Annotated in this window: 22 protein-coding genes; 9 read left to right on the top strand and 13 right to left on the bottom strand. The window is 55.5% G+C overall.

The features are described from left to right. Positions 1–172 precede the first annotated feature (172 nt). The 3 genes from AC3CHX_RS27320 to AC3CHX_RS27330 are packed head-to-tail and all read left to right on the top strand — an operon-like array spanning position 173 to position 4,157. A complete protein-coding gene (locus tag AC3CHX_RS27320; RefSeq protein ID WP_488631080.1) occupies positions 173–1,312 on the top strand; it encodes a SagB family peptide dehydrogenase in 1,140 nt (379 codons plus the stop codon). Next, the gene (locus AC3CHX_RS27325) at positions 1,312–2,895 is read left to right on the top strand and encodes a carbamoyltransferase C-terminal domain-containing protein (protein ID WP_488631081.1); all 1,584 of its coding nucleotides are present in this window, start codon (positions 1,312–1,314) and stop codon (positions 2,893–2,895) included. The genes AC3CHX_RS27320 and AC3CHX_RS27325 overlap by 1 nt, the downstream gene beginning before the upstream one ends. Continuing rightward, a complete protein-coding gene (locus AC3CHX_RS27330) occupies positions 2,895–4,157 on the top strand; it encodes an MFS transporter (RefSeq protein ID WP_488631082.1) in 1,263 nt (420 codons plus the stop codon). Before AC3CHX_RS27325 ends, AC3CHX_RS27330 begins: the two co-directional genes overlap by 1 nt. Here AC3CHX_RS27330 and AC3CHX_RS27335 read toward each other — a convergent pair. The 11 genes from AC3CHX_RS27335 to AC3CHX_RS27385 all read right to left on the bottom strand — a co-directional run bounded on the left by AC3CHX_RS27335 (position 4,151) and on the right by AC3CHX_RS27385 (position 15,752). Continuing rightward, complete coding sequence (locus tag AC3CHX_RS27335) at positions 4,151–4,876, bottom strand: amino acid ABC transporter ATP-binding protein (protein ID WP_488631083.1); 726 nt, start codon at positions 4,874–4,876, stop codon at positions 4,151–4,153. The two genes, AC3CHX_RS27330 and AC3CHX_RS27335, sit on opposite strands and share 7 nt — an antisense overlap. 188 nt (positions 4,877–5,064) lie before the next feature. Then, positions 5,065–6,237, bottom strand: coding sequence for a porin (locus tag AC3CHX_RS27340; RefSeq protein WP_488631084.1), 1,173 nt, complete (start codon positions 6,235–6,237; stop codon positions 5,065–5,067). Between the two features lie 113 nt (positions 6,238–6,350). After that, positions 6,351–7,817 (bottom strand): aldehyde dehydrogenase family protein, encoded by a 1,467-nt coding sequence (locus AC3CHX_RS27345; RefSeq protein WP_488631085.1) that lies wholly within the window; start codon positions 7,815–7,817, stop codon positions 6,351–6,353. Positions 7,818–7,822: 5 nt separating this feature from the next. Next, on the bottom strand, positions 7,823–9,508 hold the full coding sequence (locus tag AC3CHX_RS27350; protein WP_488631086.1) for a 5-guanidino-2-oxopentanoate decarboxylase: 1,686 nt from the start codon (positions 9,506–9,508) through the stop codon (positions 7,823–7,825). Between the two features lie 9 nt (positions 9,509–9,517). Then, positions 9,518–10,174: an amino acid ABC transporter permease gene (locus tag AC3CHX_RS27355; protein WP_488631087.1), complete on the bottom strand. Its 657-nt coding sequence runs from the start codon at positions 10,172–10,174 to the stop codon at positions 9,518–9,520. Then, positions 10,171–10,839 carry an amino acid ABC transporter permease gene (locus tag AC3CHX_RS27360; RefSeq protein WP_488631088.1) on the bottom strand — a complete coding sequence of 223 codons (669 nt, stop codon included), beginning with the start codon at positions 10,837–10,839 and terminating at the stop codon, positions 10,171–10,173. The genes AC3CHX_RS27355 and AC3CHX_RS27360 overlap by 4 nt, the downstream gene beginning before the upstream one ends. 47 nt (positions 10,840–10,886) lie before the next feature. Next, complete coding sequence (locus tag AC3CHX_RS27365) at positions 10,887–11,639, bottom strand: transporter substrate-binding domain-containing protein (protein WP_488644951.1); 753 nt, start codon at positions 11,637–11,639, stop codon at positions 10,887–10,889. A 136-nt stretch (positions 11,640–11,775) separates the two neighbouring features. After that, positions 11,776–12,876, bottom strand: a complete 1,101-nt coding sequence (locus tag AC3CHX_RS27370; protein WP_488631089.1) for an ABC transporter ATP-binding protein — start codon at positions 12,874–12,876, stop codon at positions 11,776–11,778. A 67-nt stretch (positions 12,877–12,943) separates the two neighbouring features. Beyond that, positions 12,944–13,780 carry an ABC transporter permease gene (locus tag AC3CHX_RS27375; RefSeq protein WP_488644952.1) on the bottom strand — a complete coding sequence of 279 codons (837 nt, stop codon included), beginning with the start codon at positions 13,778–13,780 and terminating at the stop codon, positions 12,944–12,946. Positions 13,781–13,785: 5 nt separating this feature from the next. Beyond that, positions 13,786–14,643 carry an ABC transporter permease gene (locus AC3CHX_RS27380; RefSeq protein ID WP_488631090.1) on the bottom strand — a complete coding sequence of 286 codons (858 nt, stop codon included), beginning with the start codon at positions 14,641–14,643 and terminating at the stop codon, positions 13,786–13,788. A 5-nt stretch (positions 14,644–14,648) separates the two neighbouring features. Beyond that, on the bottom strand, positions 14,649–15,752 hold the full coding sequence (locus tag AC3CHX_RS27385; RefSeq protein WP_488631091.1) for an extracellular solute-binding protein: 1,104 nt from the start codon (positions 15,750–15,752) through the stop codon (positions 14,649–14,651). A gap of 446 nt (positions 15,753–16,198) precedes the next feature. Here AC3CHX_RS27385 and AC3CHX_RS27390 point away from each other — a divergent pair, with 446 nt between their 5' ends. From AC3CHX_RS27390 to AC3CHX_RS27415, 6 genes are all read left to right on the top strand, one after another. Next, a complete protein-coding gene (locus tag AC3CHX_RS27390) occupies positions 16,199–17,080 on the top strand; it encodes a LysR substrate-binding domain-containing protein (protein WP_488631092.1) in 882 nt (293 codons plus the stop codon). A 281-nt stretch (positions 17,081–17,361) separates the two neighbouring features. Beyond that, positions 17,362–18,792, top strand: a complete 1,431-nt coding sequence (locus tag AC3CHX_RS27395; RefSeq protein WP_488631093.1) for an FAD-binding oxidoreductase — start codon at positions 17,362–17,364, stop codon at positions 18,790–18,792. Positions 18,793–18,989: 197 nt separating this feature from the next. Continuing rightward, positions 18,990–19,778 (top strand): ABC transporter substrate-binding protein, encoded by a 789-nt coding sequence (locus AC3CHX_RS27400; RefSeq protein WP_488631094.1) that lies wholly within the window; start codon positions 18,990–18,992, stop codon positions 19,776–19,778. Between the two features lie 75 nt (positions 19,779–19,853). After that, positions 19,854–20,546 carry an ABC transporter permease gene (locus tag AC3CHX_RS27405; RefSeq protein WP_488631095.1) on the top strand — a complete coding sequence of 231 codons (693 nt, stop codon included), beginning with the start codon at positions 19,854–19,856 and terminating at the stop codon, positions 20,544–20,546. Between the two features lie 9 nt (positions 20,547–20,555). After that, positions 20,556–21,248 carry an ABC transporter permease gene (locus tag AC3CHX_RS27410; protein WP_488631096.1) on the top strand — a complete coding sequence of 231 codons (693 nt, stop codon included), beginning with the start codon at positions 20,556–20,558 and terminating at the stop codon, positions 21,246–21,248. A gap of 34 nt (positions 21,249–21,282) precedes the next feature. Next, positions 21,283–22,047 carry an ABC transporter ATP-binding protein gene (locus AC3CHX_RS27415; protein ID WP_488631097.1) on the top strand — a complete coding sequence of 255 codons (765 nt, stop codon included), beginning with the start codon at positions 21,283–21,285 and terminating at the stop codon, positions 22,045–22,047. A gap of 50 nt (positions 22,048–22,097) precedes the next feature. On the opposite strand, the gene AC3CHX_RS27420 is transcribed toward AC3CHX_RS27415, so the two are convergent. Together AC3CHX_RS27420 and AC3CHX_RS27425 are read right to left on the bottom strand one after the other, a co-directional pair. Then, positions 22,098–23,684 carry a zinc-binding metallopeptidase family protein gene (locus AC3CHX_RS27420; protein WP_488631098.1) on the bottom strand — a complete coding sequence of 529 codons (1,587 nt, stop codon included), beginning with the start codon at positions 23,682–23,684 and terminating at the stop codon, positions 22,098–22,100. A 143-nt stretch (positions 23,685–23,827) separates the two neighbouring features. Further along, a complete protein-coding gene (locus AC3CHX_RS27425) occupies positions 23,828–24,997 on the bottom strand; it encodes an MFS transporter (RefSeq protein WP_488644953.1) in 1,170 nt (389 codons plus the stop codon). Between the last annotated feature and the right edge of the window lie 183 nt (positions 24,998–25,180).

Below are 25,180 nucleotides of genomic sequence, written 5' to 3' on the forward strand. Positions count from 1 at the left end.
TTGAACCAGTGTTGAAAAATCAATCAAACGATGCGTACCTGCGACCAATGTACTTTGACCCGATTACCGCCCTTCGTCCCTGACAACAATCGTTCCTCAGAAAAGTGAAATTAGTGAATTTTTGTGATCTTACGAAGCAGATTTAGCCCCACAGCAAGAGGGGGAGCGACAAATGATCGCCCCCCTCTTAATTTGGAGAAAAAATTTGATGCAAAGTAACTCAAACAACGTTCATTGGCTCGATCATTGTCATTTCCTTAAAATTCATGACGGAAAATTAATTTTCTGGAACTACAAGTCTCACAGCCAATTTGAACTCGAACAAGAACACCTCGCAAGGCTGATTGAGTTCTCGACTGGGTCAGTACTGACCGACGCACCGGTTGACCAGGAAATCCAGGAAGCTGGGGTACTAACTGAGGAAAAAATAGCTTCTCAATGGGGTTGGGACTGGCTTTCTCACATTTTTCACTTTGGTACATGTCATCCATCGCCCCCAACGACTGGGAGTAACGAAGCGTTATCTTTGGAATATTCGCGCAGCTATATAGAGTTCTGCGAATCCTTGGCATTCAACGAGCCGGAAATCGAGGTAGTGAACGGTGGTCGCATCATAGAACTGCCAACGCCGGACTTGAGAAAGTTCCAGTCAATCTCTCTTTGGGATGCGCTGGCACGACGTCGCACCTGTCGCGATTTTGACCGGTCAAGCGTAGATCTGTCGGAAGTATCGAATCTGCTGTTCGCTACATTCGGCGATCAGAAGTCGCCGGATACTACATTGGTAAAGGGAATGAGAAATTTTGGTTTCCGGCGCACATCGCCTGCAGCTGGCGGGCTTCAATGCACGGAACCGTACTTGTGGGCCATCAATGTAGATGGCCTTGCCCCCGGTATTTACCACTATTTATCTTGTCGGCATCAACTTGAAGTCGTGACGGATGACGCTCCAGAACACCGGATTGGCACCTATATGTGCAACCAAAACTGGTCCAATGACATGGCGTTCGCCGTGTTAATGACATGCCGGCTCGACAAAATGTGGTGGAAATACTCACACTCGAGAGCTTACCGTCCAATGCTGATGGAAGTTGGTCACCTGTCGCAAACATTGAACCTCTGCATCACGGCCGCAGGCCTGCATCCGTGGATAACCGGGTATTTTCATGACAATGAACTTGCCACTTTATTGAAATGCGCCCCTGAGATCGAGCATCCGATACTTGTAGTTGGCGCAGGAAAGGGAACTGGCAGCTCTCTATCGAGAGTAGATCGGGCAATTTTTACCGCAAAGAGTAAAAGCGCAGAGTAATGGTCAAAAAATCGAAAAACAATTTAGGGATATTGGGTATTAAACCTGGTCACGATGGGGCGATTGCATACATCTCAAACGGAGAATTGAAGTTCTCCTTCGAGAGTGAAAAAGATAACGGGAACCGGTACGCGGAAATCAACGCTGAGACGTTTATGAAGGCTTTGTCTGCCTGCGAAAAAATTCCTGATGTAGTCGCTTCTGGTGGCTGGAGTGCTGGCGCGCGCCCTGCTGGAGATCCTATTGGGGCCGGTTACTGTGGGCTTGAATCCGGATCAGAGCGTCCCATGGAATTTATGGGAAAAACGATTTCCTCGTTCACATCAAGCCACGAACGCTCTCATATTCTTTGCGCATATGGTTTGTCCCCATTTAAACAAGGCATACCTTGTTATGCCGTTGTATGGGAGGGCCAGATCGGCGCATTCTATTTTGTGGATGAGCAAGTTACGATCACGAAATTGGATGACATCCTTATTGATCCCGGTATGCGCTATGCATTTCTTTACGCTTTGGCAGATCCATTATTCAAGATGGGCCGTGGAGCGATACGACTTAGCGATGCGGGCAAGTTGATGGCAATTACCAGCTACGCAACCGGTAAAAAAATTTGCAAAGAGGATGTTGTACTCATTGATCGCCTTCTTGATCCGGACCTCAAAGCTCAGGATCTGTGGAAGGAAGACTTTATGGATAACAGGTTTTATAACTGTGGAGTCACTGACCCTGACTTCGCAGAAGTTGCCAAGCTGTTTTCTGACCGTCTATATGCGCTCTACGAGTCCGCGGCCCGTTCTCTGGTTAAGGATAAGTACCCGCTTCTTATCGCGGGTGGGTGTGGTTTGAATTGCGAGTGGAATTCGCGCTGGATCAATAGCGATCTTTTCAGTAATGTATTTATTCCTCCATGCGCTAACGATAGTGGATCGGCAATCGGGACTGCCATTGACGCCATGCTCTATTGGACGGGAACGGCAAAGGTAAGCTGGTCTGTATATGCCGGTGAACTACCTGTAGCGGATATAGACTCTTGCCCTGGCTTTGTTGAGAGCCCATATGATGAGGCGCAAGTGGCTATGGCCCTAAAAGACAGCAAAGTGCTGGGCTGGATGAAGGGACGTTATGAAATAGGGCCGCGGGCGCTTGGTGCCAGATCTATTTTGGCTTCTCCTGCATCTGCCGAAATGATAAATCGCCTGAACGACATTAAGCGCCGGGAAGAATTCCGCCCCATTGCCCCTGTCTGCCTGGAAGAAGACATGGGAATATATTTTTCTCCCGCCACACCAAGTCCTTACATGCTCGAGTTCAGAAAGGTGATCTCTGAAGGGATACCGGCAGTTACACACGTAGACCGATCCGCTCGACCGCAGTCGGTGTCAACCCGTCAGAACAAATATCTGCACCAATTGTTGATGCGATTCCGGGAAATATCAGGCCTCTCTGTCTTGTGCAACACATCCCTCAATTTCAACGGTGGAGGTTGTTTGAACCGCCTAAGTGATCTGTACAAGTTTGGCATGCAACACGGACTTGATGGATTTGTATTTGAAGATAGGTTGTTCTTAAGAGGGAAGCCGTAATGGCGCCGAAAAATAAATCTATCGATGATATTCGGACCATAAGACATTTACTTGCAACGCAGACATTATCAGGACTCGCGCAGTGGATAGACATATTTCTGCTTTTCACCGTGCCGTCCTTCCTGTGGAAATCAAGTCCCGCAGAAATAGCTTTCCTGGCGGCTTGCTTCGGTCTCCCCAGTCTTTTTCTTGGCCCGTTTATTGGCGTCCTGTTAGATAGAGCAGATCCCGGAAAAGCGATGATGATCGCAGCCCTTTCCAGAACTGTACTGACCGCGATGATCGCTTTTGCGCCGGGGTTCCAGATTTTTGCAGTCCTGACGCTATTTAAAGGGTTGGCTAATTTGCTGTATTGGCCTGCCAGCGCAATTTTGACCAATCGAGTTGTTTGCGCACCGGTACGTGTAAAGTACTTTAGTAGCTTGAGTGCATTGGATCAAATAACAAAAATTGGCACTCCCTTGGTGGCTGGCACCCTGGCATTGACCATGAATTCACAACTGGTTTTTATTGTTTCCGCAGCCTTAACGTTAAGTTGTGCGGCCATGTTGCCATTTTTTGGGCGCGTGGGAACACGCATGCATTCTGTACATAAGCGATCCGTTAATGGCCTGCTAAAAGATCTTTTCTTTGGATTTCGGTCTATTAAGACCTTACCGAAAAGTCTCCTGTTTAGCATCGTTCTTGGCATAGGCATGTCCTTGGGATTGGCAATTTATGACCCTCATTTGGCAGCATTTCTCTCTTCAAAGGGATTTAATGCCGGCGTTTTCTCGATGGTCATGTCTGCAACAGGGGGAGGTGCTGTCGTTGGTGCGGCACTGATCCGTCTTATCTTCAATAAATCCTCTTCGATCAAGCTAATTCGTATTGGCGTGACAATGTTCTCGATTGCTGTTTCAAGTGCGGCCGTAGTCATAAACTTCGCCCCTGAACTGCTCGGACGCAGTACCTTGATTGTTCTATGGTTCCTAAACGGCTTAGGGTACGAGGTGTTCGCTATCGGATCCAGTGTCAACACGCAAAATCTGTGTCCACAAGCGCTACTTGGCCGCATCAGCACATCGGTGCGTAGTCTCCAAATGCTGGCCGTAGTGTCGGGGCCAAGTATCGGGGCTTGGCTGATCACGACTTATTCACGGACAGCACCATTCATCGTCTCTGCCATGTTAACTTTGTTTCTGTCAGGAATCGCAGTCACCTTTGGCCGATCATTGAAACGCGCAGTACCAGGAGGCGTTTTAAAAAACGAAAATCAGTGAATGATTTTCGCCAGGAAGTCACGCGCACGCTCAGAGCGCGGAGCACCGAAGAAGTCCTCTTTCTTGCAATCTTCAACGATCAGGCCCTGATCCATAAAGATCACGCGGTTGGCGACTTTCTTGGCGAAACCCATTTCGTGGGTCACGACCATCATGGTCATGCCTTCTTGCGCCAGGCCAACCATGACGTCCAGCACTTCGTTAATCATTTCAGGATCGAGCGCCGACGTCGGCTCATCGAACAACATCGCAATCGGGTCCATCGACAATGCGCGGGCAATCGCGACGCGCTGTTGCTGCCCACCGGACAATTGGCCCGGGAATTTATCTTTTTGCGCAATCAGGCCCACGCGATCCAGATACTTCAAACCCTTTTCAGTCGCTTCGTCGACGCTGCGCCCAAGTACCTTGATCTGGCCGATCGTCAGATTTTCACGAATCGACAGATGGGGGAACAGTTCAAAGTTCTGGAACACCATGCCGATGCGCGCGCGCAATGTCGACAGGTTGGTTTTTGGATCGCCGACCGAAATGCCGTCAACGGTGATATCGCCCCTCTGGAACGGCTCAAGACCGTTGACGGTTTTGATCAGCGTCGACTTGCCGGAACCGGAAGGACCGCACACCACCACCACATCGCCCTTGGCAACGCTGGTGGCGCAATCGGTCAACACCTGAAATTGACCGTACCATTTGCTGACGTTATTAAGTTTAATCATGACGTTTTATTTCCCTCTTAAAAAAGAGGAGTGTTAACTAAAAGAGCATTGATAAAAAATGCCCATTCAAGTACGAATGGGCAAAACTGGGGGTCTCCCAGGGACGTCTCGCTACTGCCGCTAATCGGCAAAATGACAGGATATTGCAGGTTGGCGCGCCGCGACAACCTGCAATATCCGAATGCTACTTAGAACTTGTGACGGATTGCTACACGCACGGCAACTTGCTTTTCATTGTTGGAAATGTCGCCGGCACCAGGGATGTAGGCTTGATCAAGTGTCGATCCAGTTTTGTCGCCACCAACTTTTTCGTAAACGGTTTGCGCATAAACGTCAGTCCGCTTGGAGAAGCTGTAATCCGCCATCAGACCAAACATCGACCATTTCGGTTTGGCAGTGCCAACCGATGTGTCGTACTTGGCTTTCGTGTAGGTGTACATCGCACCGACGTAAAACGCTGGCGAGAAGTCATACTTGGCATTGATTTCGTAGTTCTGGAACTTGAGCGAATTCAATGTGCCGATGGCTGGTGCAAACGAGCCAACGTAAGCATTGCCACCATCGGGATTGGTCAGATTGGTGCCGGTATACACCAGCCCAAGCGTCGCCGGACCAAACGCGTAGTTGATGCCGGCACCGAAGATTTTTTGCTTGCTGTTAACGCCTGTGAAGTTAGCGTCAGATGGCGTGATGGAACCATTGCCGGCACCAGTCGAACCCGGAGCACTCAGATTCATGTACGCCAGGCCGGCCGACAATGGGCCGTTAGCGTAGCTCGCACCCAGACTGTAAGTACGGTTCTGGGAAGTAGCGCCGGCTTTTTCGCCGAAGCCATACAAGCCGCCGAACTGGAAGCCGGCGATAGTCGGGCTGGCGTACTTGACCGAGTTATTGATGCGGAACGAGTTATCGGTGTTGTCGTTATCCAGTGGATGCGAGAACAGGTAACCGGCCCAGTTGCCATTCGCTGTCATTGGCGCGAGGAAATCGACCACGGAGTCGTATTGACGACCCAGAGTGACGGCACCGGCAGTTTTGCTCGACAAACCGACCAATGCCTGGCGTCCGAACATCAAACCGCCTTGACCCAGCTTGCCGGTATCTGCGGCAAAACCGTTTTCAATCTGGAACAAGGCGCTCAGGCCACCACCCAGGTCTTCGTTACCTTTGAAACCCAGGCGGCTGCCTTGTGCGTAGCCACTGTCCATTGAAACCAGATTTTTACCACCGGTGCTGGTGTGCACATTGTTGGTATAGTCCAGGCCCAAATCGATCAGGCCATAAATTGTGACGTTGGTTTGCGCTTGCGCCATACCAGCGATACCACTCAACAAACCTGCAACCAGAACAACTTTCTTCATGCATTACTCCCAAGGGTTAAAAAAATCTGTTTTTTTTATGAATACCGGCAGTAATGCCCACAACAGCGTGCGCATTGCTGCGGCTTGCTCTCCAAACCACTACCTACGCAAACTCAGCTACGCACCGCAGAAATCACATGCTTGATTTCCTGAAACGCGTGCAATCCCCACGGCCCCAGCTCGCGGCCGATGCTGCTTTTTTTCATGCCGCCCCACGAGGTTTGCGGAAAAATCACTTGCCCGCTATTCACCCAGACCAGCCCGACCTGGAGTGCCGCCGACACCCTGGCTGCGCGTTGTTCGTCGCCGGTCAATAGCGTTGCGACCAGGCCGAACTCGCTGTGATTGGCGCTGCGGATCGCATCGTCTTCGCCATCGAAGGTATTGATGCACAACACCGGCCCGAAGATTTCCTCGCACCAGATGGCGCTATCCAACGGCACATCGGTGAACACGGTAGGCGTCAGGAAATAGCCTTTTTCAAGGCCTGCCGGTCTGCCGCCGCCGGTTAACAACTGCGCGCCGCTCGCCAGCCCTTGTTGGATATAGTGCTGCACACGCTGATATTGCTGGGCGCTGGTAATCGGCCCCATCTGGGTTGCCGGCGCCAACGGATCGCCGACGACGATGGTTTCTATGCGTTGTTTGAGGCGCGCGATGAAATTTTCAGCGATGCTTTTTTCGATCAGCAAGCGCGACGTTGCCGAACACATCTGGCCGCAGTTGAAGAAGATGCCGCCGCACACGATATCGACCGCCTGTTCGATATCCGCATCGGCAAACACCAGCGCGGCCGACTTGCCGCCCAATTCAAGACTGATGCCTTTCAAGTCGTTCGCCGCGGCTTTCATCACGGCGCTGCCGACGGCGGTGCTGCCGGTGAACGAGACTTTGGCTAGCGCCGGGTGTGCCACCAGCGCGGCACCAACTTCGGTGCCGCTGCCTGTCACCAGATTAAAGACGCCCGCCGGCAACTTGATCTGATCGATGATGGCGGCCAGCGCCAGCTCCGGCAACGGCGTGATTTCCGATGGCTTGAGTACCACGGTGCAACCGGCGGCCAATGCCGGCGCGACTTTCCAGGCGGTGGTGACCATCGGGAAATTCCACGGCACGATCAATCCGACCACCCCGCACGGCTCGCGTCGCAAGGTGGCGCGATAGTCGGCAGTCGGCAGCGTCACTGGCTGATTCTGCTGCGCGTCCAGTTCTGCCGCCAGATCGGCGTAATAGTTGAAGGTGGCGATCACATCTTCGACATCGATCATGGCCTCGCTCAATGGCTTGCCATTGTTCGCCGTTTGCAATTGCGCCAACTGCTCGCGTTGCGCAGAAACACCCTGCGCAATCGCCCGCAAATATCCGGCGCGGGTCTGGCCTGAGGTAGCGGCCCACGCGGCTTGGGCGGCAACGGCGGCGGCGACTGCCGCATTCACATCGGCCGCGTTGGCCATCGCCACCTCGCCTAGCAACTCTTCCGTTGCCGGATTGATGATACTGGCCCGTTGATCGGACTGCGCGTTGCACCATTTGCCGCCGATGTAGATGTGCGGCTGGACTTGCTGTGTAGGATTTGACATGAATATTAAGCGTCCTGTTGATGCCACTCGGATTCCAGAATTTCAATCACCGTCGGTACCCTGGATTGCGTTGCCAGCTGTAACGCTGCGGCCAGTTCGGCATGGGTCGCGACATGCTTGGCGTGGCAGCCGAAGCCGCCTGCAATTGTGAGGAAATCCGGCGTGTAGATATCGACGCCGACCGGCGTGATATCCCGATTTTCCATATATTTCTTGATCTCGCCATAGCCCAGATTATTCCAGAGCAAGACGATCACCGGCACCTTGGCCTCGACCGCGCTCGCCAGTTCCGGCATGGTAAATTGCAGGCCGCCGTCACCAATCAGACAAATCACCGGCGTTTCGGCAGAGCCCAATTTGGCACCGATCGCTGCCGGCAAGGCATAGCCCAGCGTGCCATAACCGGTCGATGAATTAAACCAGGTGCGTGGCGTATCGGCGTCAAATGTAATGTTCCCGGCATACACCGGCTGAGTCGAATCGCCGACATACACCGCATTCGGCAACGTCGCAGCCACGGTCTGCAGGAAGCGCTGCTGCATCCGGGTCGGACGATCCAGTTCGGCATCGATTTTTCGACGCAAGACCGCCACGCGCGCGCCGCCCCAGTCGTCCACTTGCTCCGCTGCGGTGGACGGCAATTGCTGCAATAGCGCCTTGAGCGCCGCACCGGCATCGGACACCATGGCGATCGACGCCGGATAATTACGCGCGATCTGTTGTGCATCGATGTCGACCCGGATCAGTTTGCCGGGAATCCGGAAACCGCCGTCGAATACGGTGTCGTAATCTGTTTCGCCCAGCTCGGTGCCGATCGCCAACACCACGTCGGCCTCGCTCACCAGCGCGCGCGTGACGGCCGTGGATTGGGTCGAACCAAGCAATAACGGATGCTGCGCCGGTAACAAACCCTTGGCATTGATCGTCAATGCCGTTGGCGCCTGCAGGCGTTCGGCCAGTTGCAATAATTCGGCACCGGCATCGACGGCGCCGCCACCGGCCAGAATCAACGGCCGGCGTGCCTGCTGCAACAATGCGGCAGCTTGCAATATGCTGTGCTGATCCGGCCCCGGACGGGATGAACGGGTCGGCATCGCGGTCGAAATATGGTCGGCTGGCGCGACGATCACATCCAGTGGAATTTCAATATGTACCGGCCGTGGACGCGCGCTGTCAAACACCGCAAACGCCCGCGCCAATACCTGCGGCAAATCTTCGGCGCACATCAGCGTATGCGAGAACGCAGTGAATCCGGCGAACACATTGCGTTGCGATGGCAGCTCATGCAAATTGCCGTTGCCGTTGCCCAGTTGATGACGCGCATTGACACTGGAAATCACCAGCATCGGGATCGAATCGGCATACGCCTGCGCCATCGCGGTGGCGATGTTGGTCATGCCCGGGCCGGTGATGATGAAACAAACGCCGGGCTTGCCGCTGACGCGCGCATACCCGTCGGCCATGAAACCGGCGCCTTGCTCATGCCGCGGCGTGACATGGCGCAGGGTCGAAGCGGCGAGACCGCGATACAGCTCAACCGTATGCACGCCGGGGATCCCGAATACCAGCTTGACGCCATAGTTTTCGAGTAATTTCACCAGTACTTCGCCGCAGGTGGCGGTCCTGGATGCCGGCGCCGACGCTGCGCATGCTTCGGGCATATCAATGCGGGGATTTTCGAGAAGATTCATTTTATGTTTTCAACGAGAAGAGTTATTCCGATGCCGCTGCTCCAGCGCGCGCGCATACCAGGTCAAAGGGAAACACATGGCGAAATACAACAGCGCCACCATGCCGTAGATCGGGAAAGGGCGGAAGCTTGAATTGGTCAGCATATTGCCGGTTTTGGTCAGCTCAATGAGGCCAATGATAGAAGTCAGTGCCGTGCTTTTCACAACCTGCACCAGAAAACCGACGGTCGGCGCGATCGCAATCCGCAATGCCTGCGGCAAGACGATGTAGCGTAGCTGCTGGATATAGGTCATGCCCAGGCTGGCACCTGCATTCCATTGACCGCGTGCAATGGCGCTAACGCAGCCGCCCCATATTTCGACCAGATAAGCACTGGTATACAGCGTCAGCGTCACGCTCGCCGCGAGCCACGGCGAAACCTCGATGCCCATCAAGGGCAATCCGAAAAACACCATGAATAGCTGCATCAGCAACGGTGTTCCCTGAAAGATTTCGATATACCAATCGATGCCTTTCTCCAGCCACTTGTTGCCGGAAATACGCAATACCAGCAGCGCCAGGCCAAGCACGCCGCCGCCAACAAACGCAATCAGCGACAGCAACACCGTCCAGCGTGCCGCCAGCATCAGATTGCTGCCCATGTCCCACAAGGTAAATTCGTTCATCGCACCCGTCCTGCAAAAAGCCCGCGCGCCATCCGGTTCATCAGGCGTCGCAAGACGATCGCCAAGACCAGATAGATTGCGGTGATGATCAAATAAATTTCAAAAGAGCGGAAATTGCGCGACTGAATATAGTTGGCCGCATAGGTCAGATCGGTGACCGAAATCTGCGATACCACCGCCGAACCGAGCATCACGATCAGCACCTGGCAAGCCAGCGCCGGGAACACGGTGGCGATGGCTTGCGGCAACACGATTGAGCGAAACGCCTGACGCCGGGTCAGCCCTATCGCCAGCGCCGCCTGATACTGCCCATGCGAGACCGCTTCGATCCCGGCGCGCACGATTTCAATCGTGTACGCGCCCAGATTGATCGTCATCGCCAGCACCGCTGCCTGCATTTCAGTGATCTGAATACCCATGCTCGGCAGACCGAAAAACACAAAGAACAACTGGACGATAAACGGCGTATTCCGGATCAGCTCGACGTAACCGGCAATCACCGCACGGCTCCACTTGCCGCCCATCCACTGCAGCGCAGCGCCGCCAATGCCGATCAGCGCGCCCAGCAAGGTTGAGATCGCGGTCAAGCCGAGCGTGATCGCAATTCCTTTTAGCAACATGCCGGAATACTGTTGTAAATCGCTGAAATCCAAGACATAACTCATGACGGCCTCTGTGCTGATGTTGTCAGTGCTTATTCAATACGACGCGATCACAAATCGGCCGGCAGCGAAACCCGCAGCCACTTCTTCGAAATCTTGTCGAGACTGCCGTCTTTTTTAGCCTGGACGATGGCGTCGTTGACTTTCTTCATCAAGCGCGGCTCGTTCTTGTTTTGGCCGACATGATCCGGAGAGCTGAACAGTTGGAACTTTTGCTCCAGGCTGGTGGACGGATTTTTTGCCATGATGGTGGCGCCGACATCATTGCCGACCACCATCAACTGGGCCTGGCCGGAGAGGAAAGCGGAGATCGCGCCATTCGGATCATCGAAGCGCTTGATGGTGGCCGACGGCGGCGCAACCTTGGTGATGCTCAAATCTTCTAACGTACCGCGAGCGACGGAAATGGTTTTTCCGGCCAGATCGGCATCGGCTTTAACCGCCAGTTTTTTCCCGCCAAACACCGCCAGGTAATACGGCGCATAGGCATTGGAAAAATCGATCACTTTGTCGCGCTCGGGTGTTTGTCCAACCGATAGCAGCAAATCCACTTTGCGGCCGGCCAGATAGGCCATGCGGTTATCACCGGTAACCTGCACCAGTTCGACTTTGGCATTCAATGCCTTGCCGATGATGGCCGCCATGTCGATGTCATAGCCGATTGGTTTCATATCGGGGCCGATCGAACCGAACGGCGGGTAATCCATGAATACGCCGATTTTCACGGTGCCGGATTTGGCGATATTGTCGACGACGTCGGCCTGGCTGGGCGCGGCATGCAGCAACCCGGCACACAGCAGCATGGCGCTGCTGGCTTTGAAGAAACGGCGGGCGGAGTGAGTTAAGGCAAACATGGCAAAGTCCTTTTGAGTGAATTTGAGAGCGAGTGTGAAACGATTAAATTCCGAACAAAACGGTGAAAATTAAATAAACAATTTATTACTGACGCGGGCTGGCGTCGATCAACTTGCAGGAATGCGGCGGCAGTCGCGCCACCACCGGCATGCCGAGCATCAGGCCAGGCACATCGCGCGGACTGGCGGCGATGGTCAGTTCAAAGCCGCGGCAATTGATCGTGGCTTCCAGCGATGAACCGACGTCACGGATAAATGTGACTTCGCCTGGAATGCAGTTTTCTGCGGCGTGGTTTTGCTGATCCATTTGCAGGCACACATCTTCCGGGCGTATCAACAGCCGGATTTCCTGGCCTGCAGCAAAGCTGCGAGCGGGCTTGCCCGATGACCGCACCTGAATCTGCTGACCTCCGGCCAGTTGCACGCTATCCGGCCCGGCCGCTTGTGCCGGCAGAATATTTCCCAGGCCGATGAAATCAGCGACGAATTCATTCACCGGATCGCGATATACCTCAAGCGGCGTGCCGATCTGGGCAATCCGGCCATGCTCCATCACCACGATGACATCGGCCATCGTCATGGCTTCGCGCTGATCGTGGGTGACCATGATGGCGGTGATGCCGAGCCGTTGTTGCAGCTGACGGATCTCGACTTGCATCGCTTCGCGCAATTTGGCATCCAGTGCCGACAGCGGTTCATCCAGCAGCAGCAGCTTTGGTGCCGATGCAAGCGCCCGCGCAATCGCCACCCGCTGGCGCTGACCGCCCGACAACTGTGCCACCGGACGATGGGTCATGTGCTGCAACTGAATCAACTGCAGCAACTCGCCGACACGTTTTGCCTGCGCTGTCTTGTCCATGCCGCGCAGTTTCAGCGGATAAGCGATATTCGCAGCAACGGTCATGTGCGGAAACAAGGCCAGCGATTGAAACACCATGCCGAAATCGCGCTCGCAGGCAGGGACTTCCGTCAGATCGCGACCCGCCATGCTCATCCGTCCGCTGCTCGGTATTTCGAGTCCGGCGATCATGCGCAGCAAGGTGGTTTTGCCGCAGCCCGATGGCCCCAGAAAGCACACCAGCTTGCCTTCGGGAATGGTCAGGTTGATATTCTTGACGACTTGCGCGACGCCGTGTCCGGTGCCGAATTGTTTGCAAATATTCTCGATGACTAAACTATTGCTCATGGTGTTTCTCCGTGCATTATTTAAAGGTGTTCCATAGCGCGCTATCGGTCCGCGCTGTCAGTCCGACTTAAATCGCCACACCGTCATCGCCAACCAGTTTTTCCAGCAGCCAGATCAGGACAAAGTCGATCAGGACAATAAACACCGCAAACGAAAACACAGTCGGATCCAATGACGATACCGTGCGGCTGTACAACCAGACCGGCAACGTCATGCTGTTGATGTCGTACAGAAAAAAGGTCACGGTGAATTCATTGAACGAGACGATAAAGGCGAACAACATGCCGGCCAGTATCCCCGGACGCATCAGCGGAAACACGACATCGAACATCGCCCGCAACGGGCTGGCGCCCATCAGGAAAGCCGCTTCTTCATATTCCGGGCCGATACCGACCAGCGATGCGGAACAGTTTTTGACGGCGAACGGCAACGCCAGAATCACGTGCGCAATCACCAGACGGAACAAGCCCAGTTCAACCGGTAAATAGTTAAACACCAGCAGCAGCGAAATCCCCAACATCACCAGCGGATACACCATCGGCAGCGCGATGAATTGCTCGACGATGCTCTTGCCGGGAAAATCGAAGCGATGCAGCGCGTACGCCGCAGGAATCGAAATCGCCGCTGCGATGAACATGGTGGCGACTGCCACCATCAGGCTGGTACCGAGCGCCTGCCCCATCGACAACACATCGCTGCTGTCCGGCGAAACAAAGGTCTGCCAGGCCGAGCGATACCATTGCAGACTGTAGCCGGACGGCGGAAACGCCAGTGTGTCCGAGGCGCTGAAGGACATGACGATCATGGTCATGATCGGCAGCGCGGCCAGCAGCAGCACGGTAGTCGCCAGCACGCCGGTCAGGCGGGTCAGCTGACCGGGCAGGAGACGATTGGTGAAGGACATGACTTTCATTGCGCGCTCCCTGTGATGCGCTGTGAACGCTGGACTAATTTTTGCGAGAAAGCCATCACGGCCAATGTCGCCACCATCAATGCCACACCGGTGGCCGAAGCGCCCGACCAGTTCAGCAAGGGTGCGATCTGATCGCGCACCAGCACTGCCAGCATGTTGACGCGGCGTCCACCGAGCAACAGCGGTACCGCAAAGGCACTGGCGTTGTAAGCGAATACCAGCAAGGCGCCTGACAGAATGCCTGGCATCGCCATCGGCAACAGAATGTGCCGCATAATTTGCCAGCGGCTGGCGCCCAGGGTCGCAGCAGCTTCTTCATAGGTACTCGACACCGCTTTCATGGCGCTCGCCATCGGCAGCACAGCTAATGGAAAGGCGGTCTGTATCAGGCCCAGCAACACCCCGTTTTCGCGATACAACCATTGCAGCGGCCGTTGCACGATGCCAAGGGACAGCAAGGTATTGTTAAGTACCCCGGCCGGACCGAGAATGATCAGCCAGCCGTAGCTTTGCAGTAACAGATTGACCAGCAACGGCAATAACACACCGGTCAACAGCAGGCGCCGGGCCAGTTTCGATTTGGCGCGTGCCATCGCGATCGCTACCGGAATCGCCAGCAGCACTGCCGCCAGCGTGCTCTGGAACGCCAGCCGCATGGTCAACATGGCTGACTTCACGTAATACGGCTTGATCAGGTCGGCATAGCTGGCCAGCGAAAAACTGCGCCATTCGTCGCCGTTGGTGCCGACGCTCATGCGCAGCACTGCCAGCGCCGCCGCCGCCAGCACTGCCAGGAATAGCAGCACTGGCAACAGCAGCAGCCATGCCCGGGTATGGGAGTTGCGTGCCAGCATCACGATTACGCCGAAAACATTTCGGTATACCGACGGACCCACTCGCTCTGCACCACGGACAGTGCTTTGTCGTCATGGACCAATGCCTTGTCGGCAATGTGACGCGCACTCGGGACAAAACGGGCGCCGTCAGCCGACACGATGGCTTTCGAATTCACCGGACCATTGAGCACGTCGGCAGCCATTTTTCCTTGCACCACCGGATCCAGCGAGTGGTTGATGAAGGCATGAATCAGGTCCAGATCGCCCGGATGCGTTTTCGGAATCACTGTGTACATCAGCTGCGCCGCAAAACCTTCCTTCATGTCATAGGTGACGCCCATGTTGTATTCAGGCTTTTTGATCGCGACAGGGAAGAACGCCGGCGAATAAATACCACCCAGATCCAATGCCCCGGTACGGAATAGCTCGGCAACCTGATTCGGATTTTCGCCGAGTAACATGATGCGGTCCTTGAGTTGCGCCAGCTTCTTGAAGCCTGGCTCAATATTCTTTTGCGAGCCGCCCGACATTTGCGCCGCAATGATCGCCAGATCGACGGCTTCGACCCAGCTCGGCGGCGGCAGGAAAATGCGGCCGGCATATTTAGGGTCCCATAGCGCATCGTGGGAGGTCGGTGCGGCCTTCATGGTCTTGGTGTTGTAAATCAGGCCGTCGGTCCATAACAGGTAACCGACACCGAAGCCATTCGCGCCGCTGCGGTACTGCTGCGGCACATCCTTCAGATTCGGCAAGCGCGCCAGATCCGGTTGCATTAACAATCCGGCATCGCCCAGCCCGGAAGCGCCAACGCCCGCCAGGGTGATCACGTCATATTGCGGCTTGCTGCCGGCAGCCTTCAGCTTGGCCACCATGCCGGAAGTACCGTCGGCACGGTCGGCGATGATTTTGGCGCCGGTTTTGGCGGAGAAGCTGGCCGCGATATTGCGCAATGCCGCCAGTCCGGTATCGTCCGACCAGGTAAGGAAACGTAGCGTTTTGCCACTGAAGTTCTTTTCCTGGGCACGCACGTTCACAAATGGTGCGGCGATGGTCGATGCGGCGATGGATGCGCCGATTGTTTTAATGACCTGACGGCGTTTGATATTTTTGATAGTCGTATCTTGCATGGCTGACTCCTGCTTATTTGAGTGGAATACTGAGTGAAAACAACTTGGCAATCTCTTGATAATGAATAAATGTGTGATGCAGGACGCTGCAAACACACGCAAAGGCATTAGCTTTCCTAATGGCTTTGATGCAACAAACGGATGCTTTGGTATTCAGCTGAAGGCGCCAGACAAGTTAGTCGTCACGCGGGTTTCCCCTCGCAGGAGCGTGCGCAGGGTATGGTGGGCGGGTGTTACCGGAGCGGCCTTGGCCCAAGGCCGGTTAGATGTGTCTCGCATCTTGTTTCTCTCTAATATGAGGAAATTCATTGGTTGTGTCGTCTGTCACCGGGGTGGCCATCGCACGCTTTTATGGATCGTATTCTTATCGTTTACCAGGTGGCTTACAATCGAAATATAATCATGTAACCCATGCATATTGCTGATGGGTCGACTTGGAGCCACTGATGCGCAGATTGCCACCGCTGAATGCATTGCAAGTATTCGAAACCGTCGCCCGTCATCAAAACATCACGCGCGCCGCCGACCACCTGTGTCTGACCCAGGGAGCCGTCAGCCGTCAGATATTGATGCTGGAGGAGTACTACGGATTTCCGCTGTTTGTGCGGCATGCGCGCGGCCTGACCTTGACCGCCGAAGGCGAGTCATTGCTGCCGACGGTACGCGAAAGCTTTTCTCGCCTGGAGGATATTTCGAACCGCCTGACACGTCAGCGCACCGATCTGGCACTCAAGGTGCCAACCTGCGTGATGCGCTGGATTTATCCAAAAATCATGTCGTTTCAAGCCGAATACCCGGATATCCAGCTGCAAGTGACGACCGCCTTGCAGCACAACGTGGATTTTCAGCGCGAGTCGTTTGATGCGGCGATTGTATATGGCGCGCCATCCGGTAAAGGAACCCATTCGCTGTTGCTGTTTACCGAGCAGTTAACGCCCATGTGCGCGCCATCCATGCTCAAGGATAAGCCGCAACTGCAGCCGGAGGATTTGGCGCATCAGACCTTGTTGCATCCCACCCGCGATCATCGGGATTGGGAAATGTGGTTGCAGCATGCCGGCGTCAAGAATGTCGATGCGAATAGCGGTCAGAGTTTTGACACGCTGGATCTGGCCGTCAACGCGGCGGCGCAGGGATTCGGCATGGCGATCGGCGATTGCATGCTGGCCAGCGATGATCTGGAAATGCAGCGCCTGGTCAAGCCGTTCGACTGCGTCATGCCCGGCGAGAGCTACTATTTCGTGTACCCGGAAAGCGTCGCCAATCAAGAAAAAGTAGCCATCTTCCGGGCCTGGATCAGTCAATATTGTGGCGCTGGAACAAGCTAGGCGGCGCCTTTACCCACACCCAGAGCCTTCACACTGCGCGCGCTGAATGCCAGATGCCGCGCACCCTGGCCTTGAACGCGAACGCCCCAACCCAAATCACCCTTACAATTCCGCTCCTCCCCTGCCCCGCATGCCGCAAAAAGAGCATGATATTTTCACATGGCTACCATCAGAAATTTTCGATTGTTGCCAACCGGCACCGGCCAATACCATGTGGCAAGGCCCGGATTGACCGCAGCTGCGGTTGATGCGCTAAGTTGCTAGCTACATGGAGTGAAAATATGTCGGAACTGATTTCGACGCTGCGCGAGTTGGTGGGCGCAGCCGGTGTGCTCACAGGCGATGCCCTGGCCCAGCGCACGCATGGTTTTTGGGATGGCCGCCCGATTCAGGCGCAGGCACTGGTCTTGCCCCGCAGCACTGACGAAGTTGCCGCCATCCTGCGCCTGTGCAACGAACAGGGGCAAGCGCTCATCCCGATTGGCGGACTGACCAACCTGGTTGGTGCAACTAGCGGTGAAGGGCATGAAATACTTTTGTCGCTGGCCCGCATGCAGGGAATTGAAGCGCTGGATGCTGCCGGCCGCACCCTGACTGTGCAGGCGGGAGCGACGCTCGAAGCGGCACAGCTGGCAGCAGCGGCAGCCGACCTGATGGTGCCGGTGGATTTTGGCGCGCGCGGCTCCTGCACGATCGGCGGCATGATTGCGACCAACGCCGGCGGCAACCGCGTCCTCAAGTACGGCATGACCCGCGACATGGTGCTGGGGCTGGAAGCGGTGCTGGCCGATGGCAGCGTGATCGGCCGGCTAAGCGGCTTGACCAAGGATAATACCGGCTATCCGTTGCACCAATGGATGGTCGGTAGCGAAGGAACACTAGGCATCGTGACGCGTGCGGTGCTGCGGCTCCACCCGCAGCCGCAACAACGCCACACCGCATTCCTGGCGCTGAACGATTTTTCCGACGTATTGCATGTCCTCGATTATTTGCAACGTGCCGGCGGCGGCATGTTGTCCGCCTTTGAGTTGATGTGGGATGCGTTTTATCGGCTCAATACCGATCCGGAGCTAGGCTGTCGGCCGGTATTGCCGCACGGCTACCGCTATTACGCATTGATCGAAGTGGAGTGTTTTGATGTGACAGGTGATGCGCGTTTCGAGGCATTGATTGCCCATATCTGGGAGCAAAACTGGGTCGCCGATGGCGCGATCGCCAGTTCCGAGCGCGAACGCAATGCTATGTGGGATATCCGTGAAGGCAGCGAGGCTGAGCGACGCCGGTATGCGGCGACGGAATGCTTTGATGTCAGTTTGGCGCTGACGGCGATGCCCGCGTATGTCGAACGCATCACGCAACGATTGGCCGCCCTGGATCAGGTTTTACATGTCTTCGGGCATGTCGGGGACGGCAATTTGCATCTGCTGGTCGGCTATCAGGGAGACACCTTGTCGCATCCGGCGGCACAGCTGCGGAGTGCGGAAATTATCTATGGCGAACTGGCGGCAGTACAGGGCTCGATTTCAGCCGAACATGGTATCGGCACGCATAAAAAAGCCTGGCTGCACTACTCGCGATCAAAGGCGGACGTAGACGCAATGCGCGCCGTGAAAAATGCGCTTGATCCGCACGGCATTCTGAATCCCAACAAGATTTTTGATCTCGCCACTGAAGCCGCGGCTCCGGCACGCCAGATCAACGTTGCACCCTGATCGTCGGCGTAGTACCGTGTATTGGCGAGACCCGTGACCGTCGCCAGGCCCGTCTATGCGGGGTTGCAGTGTGCGTCTTTTCGCCATGCATAAAACTGATGCCTTTTATGAGAAATGATCGCTATCACGGCCAGGGGTAATCTGGAAAAATCACACTGCGACTTAATCCGATTTATTCTAAAAAAGTAGGAGACAACATGAAAAAGATCATTTCTTTATTGGTTTTGGCTGGCATATTGATTGCGCCGATGGCGCAGGCAAAAGAGTGGAAGGAAATCACGATTGCAACGGATGCCACGTATCCGCCGTTTGAATCGGTCGCTCCCGATGGCAGCGTGGTGGGTTTCGACATTGACCTGGCCAACGCGCTATGCGCTGAAATGAAGACCAAGTGCAAGATCGTGAATGCCGGTTGGGATGGCTTGATCCCCGGTCTGGTCGCGAAAAAATACGATGTGTTGATGACGTCCATGAACATCACTGACGAACGCAAGAAAGTCATCGACTTCACCAATAGTTATTACCGCATGCAGAATCGTTTTGTGGCCAGGAAGGGCGCTAACATCAAGATCAGCAAAGACGGCCTGAAAGGCAAAACCATCGCGGTGCAAACCGGCACGCCACAAGACAACTTCGTGACCGAGCAATTCGGTGACGTGGCAACGATCAAGCGCTATGTCGGCGCCGGCGAGCCGTATCTTGAATTGCTCAACGGTCGCGCCGACCTGCATTTCGGCTTCATCGTACAGGTGAATAACGGCTTCCTGAGCAAGGACGGCAACGACAAGAATTTCGAATTTACCGGCCCGACTTTCACCGGCAAAGACAACAGGAAACTCGGCGAAGGCGTCGCGATTGCCGTGCGCAAGCAGGACACGGATCTGCGCGACATGTTCAACAAAGGGCTGGTCGCCGTGAAGCAGAACGGCACGCTCAAGAAAATCAACGACAAATATTTTCCATTTGATCTTTCTGCCGATAAATAAAGGCTGATTGTTCGGCCCATGAGGCGGCTTATTAGCCGTCTCATGGGCTGCCATTTATTTATCGCGGGAGATTTGATGATACTGGAATACGTCATGACCGTCGTTGCCGCAGGCTGGGTGACGCTGCAAGTGGCACTTTTATCGCTGCTGTTTGCCGTCCTGCTGGGATTGCTGGGTGCGATTTGCAAATTGTCTGCCAACCGCTTTTTGGCGCGTGCGGCAGAAATGTATACCACGGTGATTCGCGGCATTCCCGATCTGGTCATGATGCTGCTGATTTTTTATGGCGGCCCGGCGGTGGTCAATCATGTCATCGAGATGGCCGGCTTCGATGCCAACTTCGACTTGAACCCGTTCGTCGCCGGCACGATGACCTTGGGCATCATATTCGGCGCCTACCTGACCGAAACTTTTCGCGGCGCCATCATGGGGATTCCCAAGGGGCAGATTGAAGCCGGCCTGGCATTCGGCATGACGAACATGCGCGTGTATCTCCGCATCGTTTTTCCGCAGATGGTCCGCTTGGCGATTCCCGGCTTTACCAATAACTGGCTGGTCTTGGTAAAAACCACGGCGCTGGTATCCATTATCGGCCTGGAAGACATCATGTTCAAAGCACGCGGTGCGGCGGAAGCCACGCGTCAACCGTTCACTTTTTATCTGGTGACTGCGCTGGTGTATCTGGCCATCACTACGGTATCCATGTTGTTATTGCGCTGGCTCGAAAAGAAATATTCGGCGGGCGTGATAAGAGCAAAATTTTCGTAGGGGCGCAGGATGAATTGGGATGTGATTCTCGAAAACCTGCCCATGTACGGCAAGGGCATATTGATTTCCCTGTTCCTGACGGCGGTCTCCGTTTTGTTCGGGCTTTTCCTGTCGGTTCCGCTGGCGGTCATGCGTACTTCACACAAGCGCTGGGTATACGGGCCGGTAGCGGCCTTTACGTTTGTCGTGCGCGGCACGCCCGCAATGGTGCAGCTGTTCATGATTTACTACGGTTTGTCGCAGTTTGAGACGGTACGGGCAAGTTTGTTGTGGCCGTGGTTTTCAAGCGCGACCTTTTGCGCCATTTTTGCTTTCGTGCTGAATACGACGGCGTATACCACCGAGATTTTCGCCGGCAGCCTGCGCAATATTCCATCCGGAGAAGTGGAAGCGGCGCAGAGTGTCGGCATGAATCAGTTCACCCTGTATCGGCGCATTCTGCTACCTTCAATGCTGCGCCGCGCGCTGCCGCAATACAGTAACGAAGTGATCATGATGCTGCATATGACGTCGCTGGCCAGCCTGGTCACGGTGCTCGACATCACCGGCACCGCGCGCTTTATCAATGCGCAGTTTTATCTGGCCTTCGAGCCCTTCATCACGGCAGGCGCCATCTATCTGGTGCTGACCCTGGTCCTGGTCAAAGGCTTCAGGATGGCCGAAGGAAAGTGGCTGGCGTATATACAGCCGCGCCAGGTTTAAACGTAACGCCTACAAAGAATAGCGCAGGGACAAAATGAGTCAGTTAATCGTTGAAAATTTATTCAAACGCTACGGTCAGCACGAGGTGCTCAAGGGCGTCTCGCTCAAAGCCGATAAAGGCGATGTGATCAGCATCATCGGTTCGAGCGGTTCCGGAAAAAGCACTTTTTTACGCTGTATCAATCTGCTGGAAAAGCCCACCGAAGGCCGGATTCTCGTCGATGACGTGCCGCTGGAGTTAAAGCGCGGCAAAGACGGGAATCTGGAAAGCGCCAACGCCAAGCAATTGCAGCTGGTGCGCTCCAAATTGGCGATGGTGTTCCAGAGTTTCAACCTGTGGGCCCATATGACGGTGCTTGAGAATGTGATCGAAGCGCCGGTGCACGTATTGGGCGTGCCGAAAGCCGAGGCGCTGGAGCGGGCCAAGGCTTATCTGGAAAAGGTCGGCCTCTTCGAGCGGCGCGATTATTATCCCGCCCATTTGTCCGGCGGCCAGCAACAACGCGCAGCGATAGCGCGGGCGCTGGCGATGGAGCCCGAGGTGATGTTGTTCGATGAGCCGACGTCGGCCCTGGACCCGGAACTGGTGGGAGAAGTGCTGCGCGTGATGCAGAACCTGGCGTCCGAAGGCCGCACCATGATTGTGGTGACGCATGAAATGGGCTTTGCCAGGAGCGTGTCGAACCACGTGATGTTTTTGCATCAGGGCTGCGTGGAAGAACAGGGTAATCCGAAACAGGTATTGACCAACCCGACCAGCGAACGTCTGCAGCAATTCCTCTCCGGTTCCCTGAAATAGCCGGACGACTGACTGCTGCCTGCGGTCGTGTTGTTGCACCTCAGTGACGATTATTCGTCGTCACGCCAAGGAATAGTCCACTCCTCGCCGCGTACCGTCGTAATGTATTCCGGCCAGCGATATTGATGCGGCACCTTGAAATCCTTGGGGAGCAACGGCGCCTGCCATGCGCTGCCGCCGATGCCGCCACCGGTGCGCTGCTGGAACTCGGCAGTCGCGGCTTGCAGTAATTCCGGTTTGGTCAACAGGTCGATCAAGGTCGCGCCGATGGTCCTGGCGGCCGACAGAATCATCGGATCGATGGTGGCAGGAATCCCTCCCAGGGCGTTCGCTACCCAGGCCGGATACACAACCCCCGCTGGCGCATCCAACATCGGCCGCGCGACATACAGGCGCACCGTCGGGCAATGCCAGGTGTAATCGGTGTAATCGTCCGAAGTCAGATATTTTTGCCAGGCGGGCATTTGCTTGCGCAATTCGCGCTCGCAATCTTCCGGATCGATCAGTGCTTCGGTGACTGCCAGGAAGGGCTTTTCCAGCGGCACATGACCGAGGTTCTGCTGAATTTCCCGAGCGACGGCGATCGCGTCGCCGCCCCACTTCGGCGGGCCCGCAAGCTGCATATTCTCGTAGGTGGCGCGCGCCATGACATGGTTGGGCAAACCGCCGCGCGATTTGGTGACCCAGGTTTTTTTCCACTTGCAAAAAGTGGCCTGGGCGGCGGCGGCGGCGTTGTTGTCCATCACCTGGCTGATGATGTCGGCCTGCTCAATGGAATCGGTGCGCAGCATGAAATCGATTTGCGAAACATGCGGCGTCAGATTGTCGGCGGTCGCCTGGCCGGCACACAGGATGGCCTCGTTAAAACTCCACAGCCCGGTCGCCGGCAACATCGAGCGCCGCAAACTTTCATTCAGGTTATAAAACAGGATCAGCGCATCGCTTGCACCCGGCGCCCTGGCGGCCAGATGGTTTTGCGGAATCGGGCTGAACTTGTCGGCGCCGATCCAGTTTTCCGGATCGTCGCAGGTAAAGGTGTAAATGTAGTTGTAGCCGACGCCGCAATGGGCGTCCCAGACCGTCGTGTTGCACAGCGGAAGCATATAGGTCGGATGGAAACTGACCGCCGCGTCCAGTGTGTCGTAATAACCTTTGGCGGCATGGATGGCCTTCGATGCGCGCAGTTTTTCAGCCGGTTCGCCGAATATCTTGAGCGTGCCCTGGATACCGAATTTCAGCATCGCGCTCTGGGCCGCCAGCGCGCCGCCCAGCGCACTGATGCCCAACGCCGAATGCGGATCGGTGTGGCCCGGCGCGTATTTCGACAAGCCTGTGCGCGGCTCTTTTTTGGTCGAAGCGGCCTGGCAATTACCGGGCACCGCATCATATTCGGCATAGGTGGCGATCGTCGGGCCATCGCCATGCTTAAAGGTCGCGACGAACGCCGTTGGCATTCCGGCGCTGCCGACTTCGACCTCGAAGCCGTATTCACGCAACTTATCCACATACCAGGCACTGGATTTGTATTCGCGAAATGCCGGTTCTGCATAGTGCCAGATGACTTGATGCCAGTCGGACAATTGTTGGGCATGATCGCTGACCCATGCGAATACGTTTTGTTTTTGTGCGGTGTTCATTGCGTGGTCTCCGAAAGATGGTTCGATGCGGGCGCAATACTTTTTTCACGTAGTTTGGAACACATTATGCTCTGCAACGAATATTAGTCAGAAAAGCGTGGATCTGCTCCGCAGCAAACAAGATCCGCTTCTCGCAATGCAGACTACTCGCCGGCGTTCAGCGCCAAGCCGCCTGCGCGGCCCATGGATGCCGACCACAGCGTCAGGCCCAGCGCCAGCAAGACCATCAGCACGCCAAGGTAAGGCAATACGGTCAACTGAAACCCGGCACCGATGGCGATACCGCCGAACCAGGCGCCGGTCGCATTGCCAAGATTGAAAGCGCCCTGATTCAGGGTGGCCGCCAGATTCGGGGCTGCGCTGGCACGATCGACCACCAGCGTCTGCAATGGCGGCACGATGGCGAAGGCCAGCACACCCCAGATGAAAATCGTTATCACCGCCGCAATCGGCGTATGCATGGTGACGGAAAATACCGTCAGCACGATCGCCAGTGCAATCAGAAAGGCAATCAGCGATGGCAGCAAGCGCCAGTCCGCCAATTTGCCGCCTAGCGCGCTGCCCACCGTCAACCCCACGCCGAACACCAGCAACACCAGCGTCACCGCATGCGGCATCAAACCGGTGACGTCTTCCAGGATCGGCGTGATGTAGGTAAATACCGAAAACAGACTGGCCGAGGCCAATGCGCTGATCGCCAGCACCAGCAACACCTGACGGTCGGCCAGCACGCGAAACTCCTGCAGCAGGCTGGTCTTTTGCATCGCGATCTGTTGCGGCAGCCAGGCCGCCAGCGCGATTGCCGCCAGCACCCCGATCGCCGTCACCGCCCAGAACGTCGAACGCCAGCCCAGCAACTGGCCCAACGCGGTGCCGAAAGGCACCCCCAGCACATTCGCCAATGTCAGTCCGGCAAACATCAGGGCAATCGCCTGCGCCCGCCGGTTCGGCGCGACCAGGCCGGCGGCCACCACCGAACCGATGCCGAAGAACGCGCCGTGACAAAATGCCGTCACCACCCGCGCCATCATCAACACGGCGTAATTCGGCGACAGTGCGCATAGCACGTTGCCGACGATGAACAATCCCATCAGGCTTAGCAAAGCAGTACGGCGCGGCATGTTAGCGGTAATAATTGCGACGATAGGTGCGCCGATGGTGACGCCCAGCGCGTACCCCGTGACCAGCATCCCGGCGGCCGGAATCGACACGCCCAGATCATGCGCCACATTCGGCAACAAACCCATGATGACGAACTCGGTGGTACCGATACCAAAAGCGGCGACGGCAAGGGCAAATAAGGGCAAGGACAGCATGTGGGGATCGATCCGGAAATGGCCTCGCAACAGTGATTGCAAGCGCCGCAGACACAAAATGGTGCAAAGCAGCATTATAGCAATGCAAAATGATTTCCGTTGGCCGCAAAAACAACACTTATTGCCGTCCCGATAAAGCAAAAGCGGGACCAGATTTCGGTCCCGCTTTTACGCTTATCT

The organism is Glaciimonas sp. OK215, from assembly GCF_057787885.1.